The organism is Rhodoferax sp. MLSD5-FHT05B10, from assembly GCF_058793415.1.
Genome location: NZ_JBXAFT010000001.1, coordinates 189616 through 202007 on the forward strand (window position 1 = coordinate 189616; position 12392 = coordinate 202007).

Genomic DNA, 12392 nt, shown 5'->3' on the forward strand with positions numbered 1-12392 from the left:
CTTGGCCATGATTCTGCCGGCCGGAGGCGCCGCCTGATGCCGGGTGTGTTCGTTGCGGTGGGCGCGTTGCTGGTAGCCCTGGCGGTGGACCGCTGGTGGGGCGAGCCGCCGGTGCGCTGGCACCCGGTGGTGTGGATGGGCAACGCCCTGGAGCGCTGTGCGCCCTGGGTGCTGCCGTCCTCTGCGGCGCAGCCGGCAGACATGCGTGACTGGAAAGCCTTTGGCCGCGGCGCCGTGGCGTGGCTGGCGCTGGCCGTGCTGGTGGTGGCCGTGGCCGGGGTGGTGCAAGGCGCGCTGCTGCGGCTGCCCGACCTGCTGGCGGCCGTGCTGTTGGGTCTGGCGCTCAAGCCCCTGCTGGCCTGGCGCATGTTGCGCACCGAGGTGCTGGCGGTGGAGGCCGCCTTGCAGGATTCGCTGGAGCAGGGCCGCGAGCGCCTGGGCTGGCTGGTCAGCCGCGACGTGTCGCAGCTCACGGCAAGCCAGGTGCGCGAAAGCGCCATCGAATCCCTGGCCGAAAACCTCAACGACTCCGTGGTGGCGCCCCTGTTCTGGTTTGTGCTCCTGGGCCTGCCCGGCGCGGCGCTGTACCGCCTGGCCAACACGGCTGATGCCATGTGGGGCTACCGCGGTGTCTACCAGGGCCGCCGCTGGGAGTGGGCCGGCAAGTGGGCCGCGCGCGTGGACGACGGGCTGAGCTGGCTGCCTGCGCGCCTGACGGCGGCTGCCCTGGCGCTGGTGGGCGGAGGCGTGCCGCCCCGCGCCCTGGCGCGGGAAGCCGGCCACACCCCGTCACCCAACAGCGGCTGGCCCATGGCGGCCATGGCACTGGCCCTGGGGGTGTGCCTGCACAAACCCGGCGTCTATGCACTCAACCGGGCCGGGCGCGCGCCGCAAACGGCCGACACGGAGCGGGCCCTGCTTTTGGCAACAAATGGGCTTGTAGCGCTCGTATCCATTGCGTTGACAGCTATATTTTCAGTAGCACTCTTGCGTTATCTCGGGGGTAGCGCATGAACCGCAGCCTGCCATTGGCCACATCGGTGACGGCGCCCGCGGGGGGGCACGGCGGCCCTGACGCACTGGGCGTTCCGCAGCACGATTTTTCCACCAACAGCAACGCCTGCGGCCCGTGTCCGCAGGCGGTGGCGGCGTTGCAGGCCTGTGATCCCGGCCATTACCCCGACCCCACGTACACCGCCTTGCGCGCGCAGCTGGCGGACTTTCACGGTGTGGCAGCGTCGCGCCTGCTGCTGGCGGGCAGCGCCAGCGAGTTCATCTTCCGCGTCACCGCCTGGACGGCGCAGCAGGGCGGGCAGGCGGTGCAAGTGCCCGCGCATGCCTATGGCGACTACGCCCAGGCCGCGCGCGCCTGGGGCTTGTCGGTGGTCACGGCGGGCCCCGCGGGCCTGCAGTGGCTTGCCGATCCGTCCAGCCCGCTGGGCCAGACGTTGGACGCCGATAGCTTGCAACCGCCGGCCCCCGTGCGGGTGCTGGACTGCGCCTATGCGCCCCTGCGCCTGAGTGGCCATCCGGCGCTGGACGCCACCGCACGGGACGCCGTCTGGCAGATGTGGACGCCCAACAAGGCACTGGGCCTGACAGGGGTGCGCGCCGCCTATGTGATTGCCCCGCTGGGGGCGCAGGCGGCCGTGGCCGGACTCAACCGCCTGTGCGCCTCATGGCCGCTGGGTTCCCATGGCGTGGCACTGCTGCAGGCCTGGGTGCAGCCCGCGGTGCAGGACTGGCTGGCGCAGAGCCTGTGCACCTTGCAGACCTGGAAGACACGGCAGGTTGACCTGCTGGACAGTCTGGGCTGGGCCTGCCTGCCCAGCGAGAGCAACTTTTTCTGTGCCCGCCCGGCCCTGGCCCGTGGCGCGGACGACCTGGGCGCCTTGCTGACCCATCTGCGCGGCCAGGGCATCAAGTTGCGCGACGCCACCTCGTTCGGCCTGCCCGGCCTGGTGCGCGTGAGCGTGCAGTCGCCGGCGTCGCAAGACGCGCTGGCCGCGGGTGTGGCACAGTATTCCCTTCACTCTGCACGTCCGCAACTTACTGGAGAACGACCATGTATTTGATCGGTATGCGTTGGGCACGACGGCTGGTGCTGCTGGCAGCGCTGGGCGCGCTGGCCGGGGCCGCACTGGCACAGGACAAAGGCTGCGCGGTGCTGCTGCTGCACGGCAAGTGGGGCAACCCGCAGTTGCTGGGTTTCTTCGGGCGCCAGCTGGAGCCAACCTGCGCCACCCAGGCCATGGAGATGCCGTGGTCGCGGCGCCGTGGCTACGACCAACCGTATGCGGTGGCGCTGGGCGACATTGCGCAGCAGGTCAAGGTCTTTCGGGCCCAGGGCTACCGGCGCGTGCTGCTGGCGGGCCACAGCATGGGGGCCAATGCGGCGCTGGCCTACATGGCCGAGGTGGGTGATGTCGACGGCGTCATCGCCCTGGCGCCGGGGCACGCACCCGAGAGCAGTTACCGCCGGGGTATCGGCAAGGATGCCGTGGACCAGGCCCGCGAGCTGGTGGCTGCCGGCAAAGGCGACGAGATGCTGTCCATGGAAGACCTGAACATGGGGCAGCGGCGCAGCATGCGCATGAGCGCCCAGGTTTTGCTGAGCTACTTTGACCCCCAGGGTCTGGGCAACATGCCTGCCTCGGCCGCCCGTTTCAAGAAGCCGGTGCCCCTGCTGTGGGTGGCGGGCACACAAGACCCGCTCAATACCGGTGGCCCGGAACCCGTCTTCAGCCACGCCCCGGCCCATCCATCCAGTCAGTACCTGGTGGTGCAGGCCGACCACATGGGCACGCCCGACGTTGCCGCGCCCCAGGTGCTGGCCTGGATCAAGGCCTTGCCCTAGAAAACCGTTTCATGACACCTGCTTCTCCTTCCCGCCTGGCCTCCTGCGTGATGGTGCTGGGCACCACCAGCGGCGCGGGAAAAAGCTGGCTCACCACCGCCCTGTGCCGCTACTACGCGCGCCAGGGCCTCAAGGTGGCGCCGTTCAAGGCGCAGAACATGAGCAACAACGCCCGGGTGGTGGCCAGCGACAACGGGCAGGGTGAGATCGGCTCGGCCCAGTATTTCCAGGCGCTGGCCGCCCGCGCCACGCCCGATGTGCGCATGAACCCGCTGCTGCTCAAGCCCGAGCGCGACACCCACAGCCAGGTGGTGCTGATGGGGCAGGTGAACGAGGCCCTCTCGGCCATGCCATGGCGCGGCCGCAGTGCCAGCGTGTGGCCGCAGATTGCGGCCGCGCTGGACGCGCTGCGTGCCGAGAACGACGTGGTGGTGATCGAGGGTGCCGGCTCGCCGGCCGAGATCAACCTGCACGCCAGCGACATCGTCAACATGCGCGTGGCCCTGCACGGCAACGCGCAGTGCCTGCTGGTGACCGACATCGACCGCGGCGGCGCGTTTGCGCACCTGTACGGCACCTGGGCGCTGTTGCCGCCCGAGGAGCGTGCGCTGATCAAGGGCTTTGTGCTCAACAAATTCCGTGGCGACGCCGCGCTGCTGGCCCCGGCGCCGCAGATGCTGCAGGACTTGACCGGCGTGCCCACCGTGGCCACGCTGCCCATGTGGTGGCAGCATGGTTTGCCGGAAGAAGACGGTGTGTTTGACGACCGCTCGGTGAGCGCCGGCGCGGTGACGCGCACGGTGGCAGTCATTGCCTACCCGCGCATCAGCAACCTCGACGAGTTCCAGCCGCTGAAGAACGTTCCTGGTGTGCGCCTGCAGTGGGTGCGCAGCCCCAAGGAGTTGGCGGGCTTGAGTGCGGCCCTTGACTGGGTCATCCTGCCGGGTTCCAAGGCCACCAGTTCCGACTTGGCCTGGCTGCGCGCGCAAGGGCTGGATGCAGCCATTGCACGGCATGCGGCGCAGGGTGGGGCGGTGCTGGGCATCTGTGGCGGCCTGCAGATGCTGGGCGAGGCGCTGATCGACACCCATGGCATTGATGGCAATGCGCCGGGCTTGGGGCTGCTGCCCTTGGTAACCGTGTTTGATCCTCTGAAGACGGTGCGGCATACGCGCACGCGTTTTGTTCCGGAGTGGTGTGCGCACGCCGGTGGGGCTTGGGCCGAGGGCCTCATGGTGCCAAATGCGCACAAATCGGCCCCCGGCCCAAGCCCCACCGGCGCGGACCCGGCATTGCCCACGCCGTGGGCGGCGCTTGCCGGGGTGTCGGTTTCGGGCTACGAAATTCACCATGGGCAGACCGCGCAGCACCCGGCCATGGCCAAGGCGGGTGATGTGGCTCATGCGGTGCTGCCTGATGGGCTGGGCTGGTGCAATGGCGCGGGCAACGTGCTGGGGGTGTACCTGCATGGCCTGTTTGAAGACCCGGCAGTGCTGCAGGCCCTGTTTGGCGCTCACACGCCCACGCTGGATGCGGTGTTTGACGGGCTGGCGGACTACATCGAAAACCATTTCGAGGCTGGTGTGCTGGCCTCGCTCATTGCGCCTGCTCCTGGCGCCGGGGCACCGTAACCGGGGTGTTGGCGCGGGCTGCTATCATGCCCGCTTCAGGTGCCCGCTGCCACACGGTAACGGGAGAATCGGGAAGACGGTGTGAATCCGTCGCGTGCCCAACGCTGTAAGGATGATGACCCCCATGAAGTGCCACTGGCTGCCAAAGCCGGGAAGGCGTGGCGGGTCAGATGAATCCAAGCCAGAAGACCGGCCTGAAAGTTCCATGCGCGGCAAGGCCAGGCCGCGCTGTTTCTATTCACGCACAGGGGAATGCCATGAATACCATGCCGGCGCACGCCGCGCAGAACGTCCACGCCTTCACGCAGGAGGCCCGCGACGCCGTCTACCAAGCCATCTTTTCACGCCGCGATGTGCGCGGGCAGTTTTTGCCCACGCCCGTGCCCGATGCGGTGCTCAGCCGCATCCTCACCGCCGCGCACCATGCGCCCTCGGTGGGTTTCATGCAGCCCTGGAACTTCCTGGTGGTGCGCTCGGCCGAGACCAAGCGCCGTGTGCACGATGCCTTTGCCAAGGCGCACGCCGAAGCGGCCGACATGTTCGCGGACGAGAAACGCGCCGTGTACCAGAAGCTCAAGCTCGAGGGCATCGTGGAGTCGCCTGTCGGCATCTGCATCACCTGCGACCGCGAGCGCACCGGCCCGGTGGTGGTGGGGCGCACCCACATGAAGACCATGGACCTGTACAGCAGCGTGTGTGCCGTGCAGAACCTGTGGCTGGCCGCGCGCGCCGAAGGGCTGGGCGTGGGCTGGGTCAGCATCTTCCACCAGGCGGACCTGCAGGAGGCACTGGGTATTCCCAAGGGCATCACCCCCATTGCCTACCTGTGCGTGGGCTATGTGAGCCACTTCCACGCCAAACCCGAGCTGGAGACGGCCGGCTGGCTGCCGCGTCTGCCCATGCAGGAGCTGGTGTACTTTGACCAGTGGGGCCAGCGCGACGATGCGCAGCCGCTCGTGGCCCATTTGCAGCGCGACCAGGCGGCCGCAGAGAGCATTCGCCAGACCGCGGCCTGCGCCTGAACCCCATTTTTGCCAGGGCCTTTGCCGGCGCATGGCTTCCTTTTTTTCCTGTTTTCTTTTTATTCCGAAAGTCTTTCATGAACACTTCCATTGCCCAATTGGCCGACATCGCCACCCCCGCATTGACCCAAGCCCTGCAACACAAGCTGGACAACAAGACCAAGCCCCTGGGCTCCCTGGGCCGTCTGGAAGGTCTGGCACTCAAGCTGGGCCAGGTGCTGGGCACCGAAAACCCGACGCTGGAGCAGCCGCAGATGGTGGTGTTTGCCGCCGACCACGGCCTGACCGCGCGCGGTGTGTCGGCCTTCCCCAGCGAAGTGACCTGGCAGATGGTGGAGAACTTCCTGGCCGGCGGTGCGGCCGTGAGCGTGCTGGCGCGCCAGTACGGCCTGGCCCTGACGGTGGTGGACTGCGGCGTCAAGCATGACTTCCTGGCGGGCCTGCCCGCCGGCGCCACCCGGCCCGGCCTGCAGGTGCGCAAGGCGGCGCTGGGCACGGCGGATTCTTCCGTGCAGGCGGCCATGACGCCGGCGCAGTGCCGGCAGGCCATTGCCAACGGCCAGGAGCTGGTCAAGAGTCTGCCGGGCAATGCGCTGCTGCTGGGCGAAATGGGCATTGGCAACACGTCGGCGGCGTCGCTGCTGCTGGCCCGCCTGACCGGTCTGGACATTGCCCAGTGCACCGGCGCGGGCACCGGGCTGGACGCGCCGGCCGTGCTGCGCAAGACCGAGGTGCTGCGCGAAGTGCTGGCCCGCCACGCTGGCGTGACGGCGCCGCTGGACGTGTTGGCTGCCATGGGTGGGCTGGAAATTGCCACCATGGTCGGTGCCGTGCTGCAGGCCGCCCAGGAGCGCCGCGTGGTGGTGGTGGACGGCTTCATCACCACCAGCGCCGTGCTGGTGGCCCACGCCCTGGCGCCGCAGGTGCTGCAGCGCTGCGTGTTTTCGCACCGCTCGGGCGAGCGCGGCCACGAGTTCATGCTGCAGTACCTGGGCGTGCAGGCGCTGCTGGACCTGGGCCTGCGCCTGGGCGAAGGCTCCGGCGCTGCGCTGGCCTGGCCGCTGTTGCAATCCGCCTGCGCCATCCTGCGCGAGATGGCCAGCTTTGAATCCGCCGGGGTGTCCGAAAAGGCGGATGCGCCTGCGGTGACGGCCTGAGCCACAGGAGACGCGAGCCCATGAACGCCGTGCGTCATTACCTGCTGGCCCTGCAGTTTTTCAGCCGCATTCCGGTCACCGGGCGGCTGGCGGACTGGGTGGGCTTCAGCCCGGCCCTGCTGCGCGCCAGCGCCGGGCACTTTCCCGGCGTGGGCGTGCTGGTGGGCGGGCTGGTGGCGGGGCTCACGGCCCTGCTGCTGGTGCTGCTGCCACCCAGCCCGTTTGCGCCGCTGGTGGCAGCGGCACTGGGCACGGTTCTGAGCGTGATGGTGACGGGTGCCTTCCACGAAGACGGCCTGGCCGACGTGGCCGATGGCCTGGGCGGCAGCCAGGACCGGGACCGCGCCCTGGTCATCATGAAAGACTCCCGGGTGGGCGCCTTTGGCGTGCTGGCCGTGGTGCTGGCGCTGCTGTCCAAGGTGGCGCTGCTGGCGTTGGTGGGCTCGGTCAGCCCGCATGCCATGGTGGTGGGCATCTTTGTGGCGCACGTGGTGTCGCGCACCTGGCCGCTGCTGCACATCCGCCTCATGCCGCACGTGGGGGATGCGGCGGGTTCCAAGTCCAAGCCGCTGGCCGACCAGATCAGCCGTGCCAGCCTGCTGACGGCCGGGGGCTGGTGCCTTGCGGCGCTGGCACCCGTGGTGCTGGCGCACCGGGGCGCCATTCTGGTGGCGCCGCTGCTGGCGTCGGCGCTGGCGTTTTTGTACATGTGGCGCCTGCTGTGGCGCCGCCTGGGCGGCTTCACCGGCGACGGCCTGGGCGCCACCCAGCAGTTGTGCGAGCTGGCGTTTTACCTCGGACTGGCTCTGGCGCTATGAAGCTCTGGCTGGTGCGCCACGCGCAACCGCTGGTGGAGCCGGGCGTGTGCTACGGCGCGCTGGATGTGCCGGCCGACACCCAGGCCACGCAGGACGCGGCCCGCGCGCTGGCGCAGGGTTTGCCGCAGGGGTTCGCTCTGCGGCACTCGCCGCTACAAAGATGTGAGCAACTCACGCATGTTCTGTGCGGGTTGCGGCCCGATTTGATTTCAGAAACCGACGCGCGCCTGCGGGAAATGGACTTTGGCCAATGGGAGGGCCGGCGCTGGGACGCCATCGCCCGCGCCGAGCTCGACGGCTGGGCGGCGGCCTTTCCCACCTGGCGCTGTGGCGGCGCCGAGAACGTGCAGGGCTTCATGGTCCGCGTGGCCACGGTGTGGGATGAAACACAGGCGCTGCAGCGCCCCACGGTGTGGATCACCCACGCCGGCGTCATCCGCGCCGCCACCCTTCTGGCGCAGGGCCGGCGCACCCTGGAGCGTGCCGACGAGTGGCCCAAGGACGCGCCCGCCTGGGGCCAGTGGTGCACCCTGGAGATGTAAGCTAGTCGGCAACCGCCAGCGCGTGCTCCAGGGCCTGCTGCAGCGCCAGCGCCAGCCGCTGGGCGTCGCACGGGCTCGCGGCCAGAGTCTCGGAGGCCACGGTGCGGCGTTGCAGCACCGGCGCGTCCTGCGGGCGGTCCAGGGCCTCGCACAGCAGAGGCCAGGGCGGGGTGCTCACCAGGGTGCCGGCCACCAGCAGGATGCCGTTGCGCTGGCGCCGCTGGGCCAGGCCCACCAGCTTGCGGCCCTGGGCGTCCACCAGTTCCCAGGGCGCCAGGCTGCCGTAGCAGGCCCAGTCCACCACCGGTCCCAGGCGTGCATTGGCTGCCGCCACGCTGGTTGGGGGTAGGGCCTGCGCCGCCACACCCAGGTCCGCCAGAACCTCCGTGTGCAACAGGCCCAGCTGGCGGTAGCTGTCCGGCAGGTTGCCACGCACCCAGGTGTGCCCGGGTGGCAGCACCACCGACACGCTGACCAGCCACGGCCCGGTCAACACCGCGCCGCCGCCCGAGGGGCGGTCCAGCACAGCCAGTCCGGCTGGCAGGCGGGCCTGTATTGCGCCGCGCAGGCTGCGCTGCGAGCAGCCCAGCACCACCGTGGGCGTCGGGTAGGTCCAGACGTGGAAGCACGGCACCGCCACGGGGGCGGCGAGCTGCTGGCCGTTCCAGGCCTGTTCCTGGGCGGCGGTGTCTACGGTGTTTCCTTCAGCGTGGCCAGGGCCTGGCCACGGGCAAAGGTGTCGCCGGCGGCCACCAGAATCTGTTCGATGTGGCCGTTCGCCGGCGCCAGCAATTCCAGGTTGGTCTTGATGAGCACCACATTGGCCAGCGGCTGCCCCTGCTGCACGGCATCGCCCGGCTGGACCAGCCAGTTGTCCACCAGTGCTTCGGTTTGCGCATCCACGCCTTCCCAGGCGTCCGCTGCCAGCATGATGTCCGTCATGCGGCCACCATCTGTTTGGCCGACGACTTCATGAGCCCCTGCACAGCTTCCACAATACTGCCGACCTGCGGTATGACGAACTGCTCCAGCGTGCGGCTGTAGGGGATGGGCACATTGGGCACGGCCAGCCGCCGCACCGGCGCCTTGAGCTGCACGGTGTCGAGGTTCTCGGCCACGATGGCTGCGATTTCGCCCGTCAGGCCAAAGCCCAGGTAGTCTTCGTCGGCCACCAGCAGGCGGCCGGTCTTGGCCACCGACGTGAGCACCGTCACACGGTCCAGCGGCACCAGGGTGCGCAGGTCGATCACTTCGGCGTTGATGCCGTGGCGCGCCAGCTCGTCGGCCGCCAGCAGCGATTTGTGCACCATCTGGCTGAGGGTGACGATGGTGGCGTCGCTGCCTTCGCGCACCACCTTGGCCTGGCCGAAGGGAAGGGTGTAGGGCGCCTGTGGCACCTCGTTGGTGCTGCCCTCGAAGTAGGCCATCCACGGCAGGCCCATGATGCCCTTGTGGTACATGAACACGACCGGGTTGTCGTCGCGGATGGCCTGGATCATCAGGCCCTTGGCATCAAAGGCGTTGGAGGGTACCACCACCTTGAGGCCAGGCATGTGGGCAAAGGTGGCGTACAGGCACTGCGAGTGCTGCGCCGCATCGCCGTAGCCGCCGCCGATGGCCGTGGTCAGCACCACGGGCAGCTTGATGTGGCCGCCAGCCATGTAGGTGTTCTTGGCCAGGTGGTTGTAGATCTGGTCCATGCAGACGCCGAAGAAGTCGACGAACATCAGCTCGACAATGGGCCGCATGCCGGCGGCCGCTGCGCCGGTGGCGGTGCCGATGAAGGCCGTTTCGGAAATGGGCGTGTCCATGATGCGCTCGGGCCCGAACTTGTCCAGCAGGCCGCCGGTGGCGCCGAAGATGCCGCCGTACTGGCCGATGTCCTCGCCCATGACGAAGACCGTGCTGTCGCGTTCCATCTCCTGGGCCACGCCTTCGGCGATGGCCTGGGCCATGGTGAGTTTGCGGGGGGTGTTCATGTCGGGTTCCTCCTGTCGCAGCGTCTCAAACGAAAACGTCCTGCAGGGCATCCTGCGGCGCCGGGTCGTGGCTCTTGCGGGCAAAGGCAAAGGCATCGGCCACGCGCTCCCGGGCGCGCGCCACGATGGCCGACTCCTCGGCGTCGCTCATCAGGCCCTGGCCCTTGAGTTCGCCCGCCAGCTTGGGGATGGGGTCGTTCTTGCGCAGGTTGGCCACCTCGTCCTTGGGGCGGTAGGTTTCCGGGTCGCCCTGGAAGTGACCCAGGTAGCGGTCGGTCTTGACCTCGATGAGGCTGGGCCCCTCGCCGCGGCGCGCACGCGCAATGGCGGGGGTGGCTGCGTTGTACACCTCCCGCGCGTCGTTGTGGGCGACCTTGATGCCCGGCATGCCGTAGGCCGCGGCGCGGTCGGCAACCCACTCGATGGAGGTGGCGCTGGTCTTGGGAACCGAGATGGCCCATTTGTTGTCCTCGCAGACGAAGATCACCGGCAGCTTCCACAGCGCGGCCAGGTTCAGCGATTCGTGGAACGCGCCCTGGTTGGCGGCCCCTTCGCCGAAGAAGGCCACGGCCACCCAGTCCTTGCCCAGCTTCTTGGCTGCCAGGCCCGCGCCGCAGGCCGGCGGCAGACTGGCGCCGATGATGCCGCTGCAGCTGAACTTGTGCGCCGGGTCGAACAGGTGCATGTGCCCGCCCTTGCCCTTGCCCAGCCCGGACGCCTTGCCGAACATTTCGGCCGTCATCCGGTTCAGCGACACCCCCTTGGTGATGGCGAAGTGGTGCGGCCGGTGGGTGCCCACCACCGTGTCCTCCTGCTTCAGGTGCGCGCAGATGCCCACGGCCACCGGCTCCTGTCCCGCTGACAGGTGCATCTCGCCGGGTACGGGCCCCGAGCCGATGTCGAAAGCCAGGCCTTTCTGGATGTGGGGGGGGAGCTTGCCTTCCAGGTAGACCGTGGCCATGGTCTCCTCGTAATGGCGGATTTCCACCATCTTCTCGTACATCCAGAGCAGGGTTGCCTTGTCAGCTTGCATGTCCGTCTCCTTGCAGAAGTCGATCCATTGGCGCAGCGCCGGGAGTGCCAAGACCCGGCAGCACTGAATCCATGTGCGAGACGAACTATCGGTGTTTTTGGCAATAAGTCAAATGAAGATGGGGAAAGCCCGTGGGGGCCGGGCTACGGGTGCTGTCACTTGTTTTTGTTGTACACGTCCACGCACACGGCAGCCAGCAGAACCAAGCCCTTGATGACTTGCTGGTAGTCGATTCCAATGCCCATGATGGACATGCCGTTATTCATTACCCCCATGATGAAGGCGCCAATCACGGCCCCCAGAACACGCCCGACGCCACCGGAGGCCGATGCGCCGCCAATGAAGCAGGCGGCAATCACATCCAGTTCAAACCCCAGGCCGGCTTTGGGCGTGGCGGTGTTCAGGCGGGCAGCAAAAACCAGCCCGGCCAGTGCGGCCAGAAAGCCCATATTGATAAAGGTGTAGAACGTCAGGCGCTCGGTCTTGATACCCGACAGCCGGGCCGCCTTCTCATTGCCGCCCAGCGCGTACACGCGGCGCCCAATGGTGGTTTTGGTGGTGACAAAGTCGTAGACCACCATCAACACCAGCATCACAATCAGCACATTCGGCAGGCCCTTGTAAGAGGACAGCAGGTAGCTGAAGGCCGCAATCATGGCTGCGAACACGAGGTTCTTGCTGATGAAGATGCCGTAGGGCTCGTTGTCCATGCCGTGCCTGGCGCGTTCTGCGCGGGCGCGCACCTTGGCGTAGAGCAGGCCAGCGGCCATGAGCAGGCCGACGACCAGTGAGGTAACGCGCAGGGTCTCGCCCTCAAACGGGTCGGGAATGAAACCTGTGCTCAACAATTGGAACGCATCAGGAAAAGGCCCGACCGACTGGCCTTGCAGCACGGCCAGTGCCAAGCCCTTGAAAATCAGCATGCCTGCCAGGGTGACAATGAACGAGGGAATCTTGTAAAAAGCCACCCAGTAACCCTGGGCCGCACCGATGATGCCACCGAGCAGCAGGCAGATGATGCTGGCGGGAACAAAGTGCACGTGGTAGTCCACCATCAGCACGGCTGCAACCGCACCGATGAAGCCGCAGACAGAACCCACCGACAGGTCGATATGCCCCGACACGATGACCAGCAACATGCCCAGCGCCATGATGATGATGTAGCTGTTTTGCAGTATCAGATTGGTCAGGTTCAGTGGCTGGAACAGCGTGCCGTGCGTCATGACCTGGAAGAACACCATGATCACCACCAGCGAGATCAGCATGCCGTATTCGCGCAAATTGCTCTTCAGGAATGCGAGGCCGCGGTTGTGCGGTTTGCTGGTGTTCGCGTATGTAGAGGGGTTGTCCATG

The 12392-nt window shown here is 67.7% G+C and carries 13 protein-coding genes and 1 riboswitch; of the genes, 8 read left to right on the forward strand and 5 right to left on the reverse strand.

Annotated features, from left to right (window positions below; genetic code table 11):
* Positions 1 to 36 precede the first annotated feature (36 nt).
* The 8 genes from cbiB to AC1Q5W_RS00915 all read left to right on the forward strand — a co-directional run bounded on the left by cbiB (position 37) and on the right by AC1Q5W_RS00915 (position 8027).
* On the forward strand, positions 37 to 1014 hold the full coding sequence (gene cbiB / locus AC1Q5W_RS00880) for an adenosylcobinamide-phosphate synthase CbiB (RefSeq protein WP_492645837.1): 978 nt from the start codon (positions 37 to 39) through the stop codon (positions 1012 to 1014).
* Positions 1011 to 2075 (forward strand): aminotransferase class I/II-fold pyridoxal phosphate-dependent enzyme, encoded by a 1065-nt coding sequence (locus AC1Q5W_RS00885; RefSeq protein WP_492645838.1) that lies wholly within the window; start codon positions 1011 to 1013, stop codon positions 2073 to 2075. Before cbiB ends, AC1Q5W_RS00885 begins: the two co-directional genes overlap by 4 nt.
* Positions 2066 to 2857 (forward strand): alpha/beta fold hydrolase, encoded by a 792-nt coding sequence (locus tag AC1Q5W_RS00890; protein ID WP_492645839.1) that lies wholly within the window; start codon positions 2066 to 2068, stop codon positions 2855 to 2857. Before AC1Q5W_RS00885 ends, AC1Q5W_RS00890 begins: the two co-directional genes overlap by 10 nt.
* A 50-nt stretch (positions 2858 to 2907) precedes the next feature.
* On the forward strand, positions 2908 to 4488 hold the full coding sequence (locus AC1Q5W_RS00895; RefSeq protein ID WP_492646188.1) for a cobyric acid synthase: 1581 nt from the start codon (positions 2908 to 2910) through the stop codon (positions 4486 to 4488).
* A 20-nt stretch (positions 4489 to 4508) separates the two neighbouring features.
* Positions 4509 to 4700: riboswitch (cobalamin riboswitch) on the forward strand.
* Between the two features lie 45 nt (positions 4701 to 4745).
* Positions 4746 to 5510, forward strand: a complete 765-nt coding sequence (gene bluB / locus AC1Q5W_RS00900; RefSeq protein WP_492645840.1) for a 5,6-dimethylbenzimidazole synthase — start codon at positions 4746 to 4748, stop codon at positions 5508 to 5510.
* Between the two features lie 77 nt (positions 5511 to 5587).
* Positions 5588 to 6667 (forward strand): nicotinate-nucleotide--dimethylbenzimidazole phosphoribosyltransferase, encoded by a 1080-nt coding sequence (gene cobT / locus AC1Q5W_RS00905; RefSeq protein ID WP_492645841.1) that lies wholly within the window; start codon positions 5588 to 5590, stop codon positions 6665 to 6667.
* Between the two features lie 20 nt (positions 6668 to 6687).
* Positions 6688 to 7485: an adenosylcobinamide-GDP ribazoletransferase gene (locus tag AC1Q5W_RS00910; protein ID WP_492645842.1), complete on the forward strand. Its 798-nt coding sequence runs from the start codon at positions 6688 to 6690 to the stop codon at positions 7483 to 7485.
* A complete protein-coding gene (locus tag AC1Q5W_RS00915; protein ID WP_492645843.1) occupies positions 7482 to 8027 on the forward strand; it encodes a histidine phosphatase family protein in 546 nt (181 codons plus the stop codon). Before AC1Q5W_RS00910 ends, AC1Q5W_RS00915 begins: the two co-directional genes overlap by 4 nt.
* A 1-nt stretch (position 8028) precedes the next feature.
* Here AC1Q5W_RS00915 and AC1Q5W_RS00920 read toward each other — a convergent pair whose 3' ends face one another.
* The 5 genes from AC1Q5W_RS00920 to mmsB all read right to left on the reverse strand — a co-directional run bounded on the left by AC1Q5W_RS00920 (position 8029) and on the right by mmsB (position 12391).
* Positions 8029 to 8667 carry a lipoyl protein ligase domain-containing protein gene (locus tag AC1Q5W_RS00920; protein WP_492645844.1) on the reverse strand — a complete coding sequence of 213 codons (639 nt, stop codon included), beginning with the start codon at positions 8665 to 8667 and terminating at the stop codon, positions 8029 to 8031.
* A 50-nt stretch (positions 8668 to 8717) separates the two neighbouring features.
* Positions 8718 to 8969 carry a lipoyl domain-containing protein gene (locus AC1Q5W_RS00925; protein WP_492645845.1) on the reverse strand — a complete coding sequence of 84 codons (252 nt, stop codon included), beginning with the start codon at positions 8967 to 8969 and terminating at the stop codon, positions 8718 to 8720.
* Positions 8966 to 10006, reverse strand: coding sequence for an alpha-ketoacid dehydrogenase subunit beta (locus AC1Q5W_RS00930; RefSeq protein ID WP_492645846.1), 1041 nt, complete (start codon positions 10004 to 10006; stop codon positions 8966 to 8968). The genes AC1Q5W_RS00925 and AC1Q5W_RS00930 overlap by 4 nt, the downstream gene beginning before the upstream one ends.
* A gap of 25 nt (positions 10007 to 10031) precedes the next feature.
* On the reverse strand, positions 10032 to 11039 hold the full coding sequence (locus AC1Q5W_RS00935; RefSeq protein WP_492645847.1) for a thiamine pyrophosphate-dependent dehydrogenase E1 component subunit alpha: 1008 nt from the start codon (positions 11037 to 11039) through the stop codon (positions 10032 to 10034).
* 155 nt (positions 11040 to 11194) lie between these two features.
* The gene (gene mmsB, locus AC1Q5W_RS00940) at positions 11195 to 12391 is read right to left on the reverse strand and encodes a multiple monosaccharide ABC transporter permease (RefSeq protein WP_492645848.1); all 1197 of its coding nucleotides are present in this window, start codon (positions 12389 to 12391) and stop codon (positions 11195 to 11197) included.
* Position 12392 lies beyond the last annotated feature (1 nt).

Bases quoted from the DNA above. Each gene is read 5' to 3' on its own strand.
- mmsB (WP_492645848.1), bottom strand. From the start codon at position 12,391: ATGGACAACCCCTCTACATACGCGAACACCAGCAAACCGCACAACCGC.
- bluB (WP_492645840.1), top strand. From the start codon at position 4,746: ATGAATACCATGCCGGCGCACGCCGCGCAGAACGTCCACGCCTTCACG.
- AC1Q5W_RS00885 (WP_492645838.1), top strand. From the start codon at position 1,011: ATGAACCGCAGCCTGCCATTGGCCACATCGGTGACGGCGCCCGCGGGG.
- AC1Q5W_RS00930 (WP_492645846.1), bottom strand. From the start codon at position 10,006: ATGAACACCCCCCGCAAACTCACCATGGCCCAGGCCATCGCCGAAGGC.
- cobT (WP_492645841.1), top strand. From the start codon at position 5,588: ATGAACACTTCCATTGCCCAATTGGCCGACATCGCCACCCCCGCATTG.
- AC1Q5W_RS00890 (WP_492645839.1), top strand. From the start codon at position 2,066: ATGTATTTGATCGGTATGCGTTGGGCACGACGGCTGGTGCTGCTGGCA.
- AC1Q5W_RS00925 (WP_492645845.1), bottom strand. From the start codon at position 8,969: ATGACGGACATCATGCTGGCAGCGGACGCCTGGGAAGGCGTGGATGCG.
- cbiB (WP_492645837.1), top strand. From the start codon at position 37: ATGCCGGGTGTGTTCGTTGCGGTGGGCGCGTTGCTGGTAGCCCTGGCG.
- AC1Q5W_RS00935 (WP_492645847.1), bottom strand. From the start codon at position 11,039: ATGCAAGCTGACAAGGCAACCCTGCTCTGGATGTACGAGAAGATGGTG.
- AC1Q5W_RS00910 (WP_492645842.1), top strand. From the start codon at position 6,688: ATGAACGCCGTGCGTCATTACCTGCTGGCCCTGCAGTTTTTCAGCCGC.
- AC1Q5W_RS00895 (WP_492646188.1), top strand. From the start codon at position 2,908: ATGGTGCTGGGCACCACCAGCGGCGCGGGAAAAAGCTGGCTCACCACC.
- AC1Q5W_RS00915 (WP_492645843.1), top strand. From the start codon at position 7,482: ATGAAGCTCTGGCTGGTGCGCCACGCGCAACCGCTGGTGGAGCCGGGC.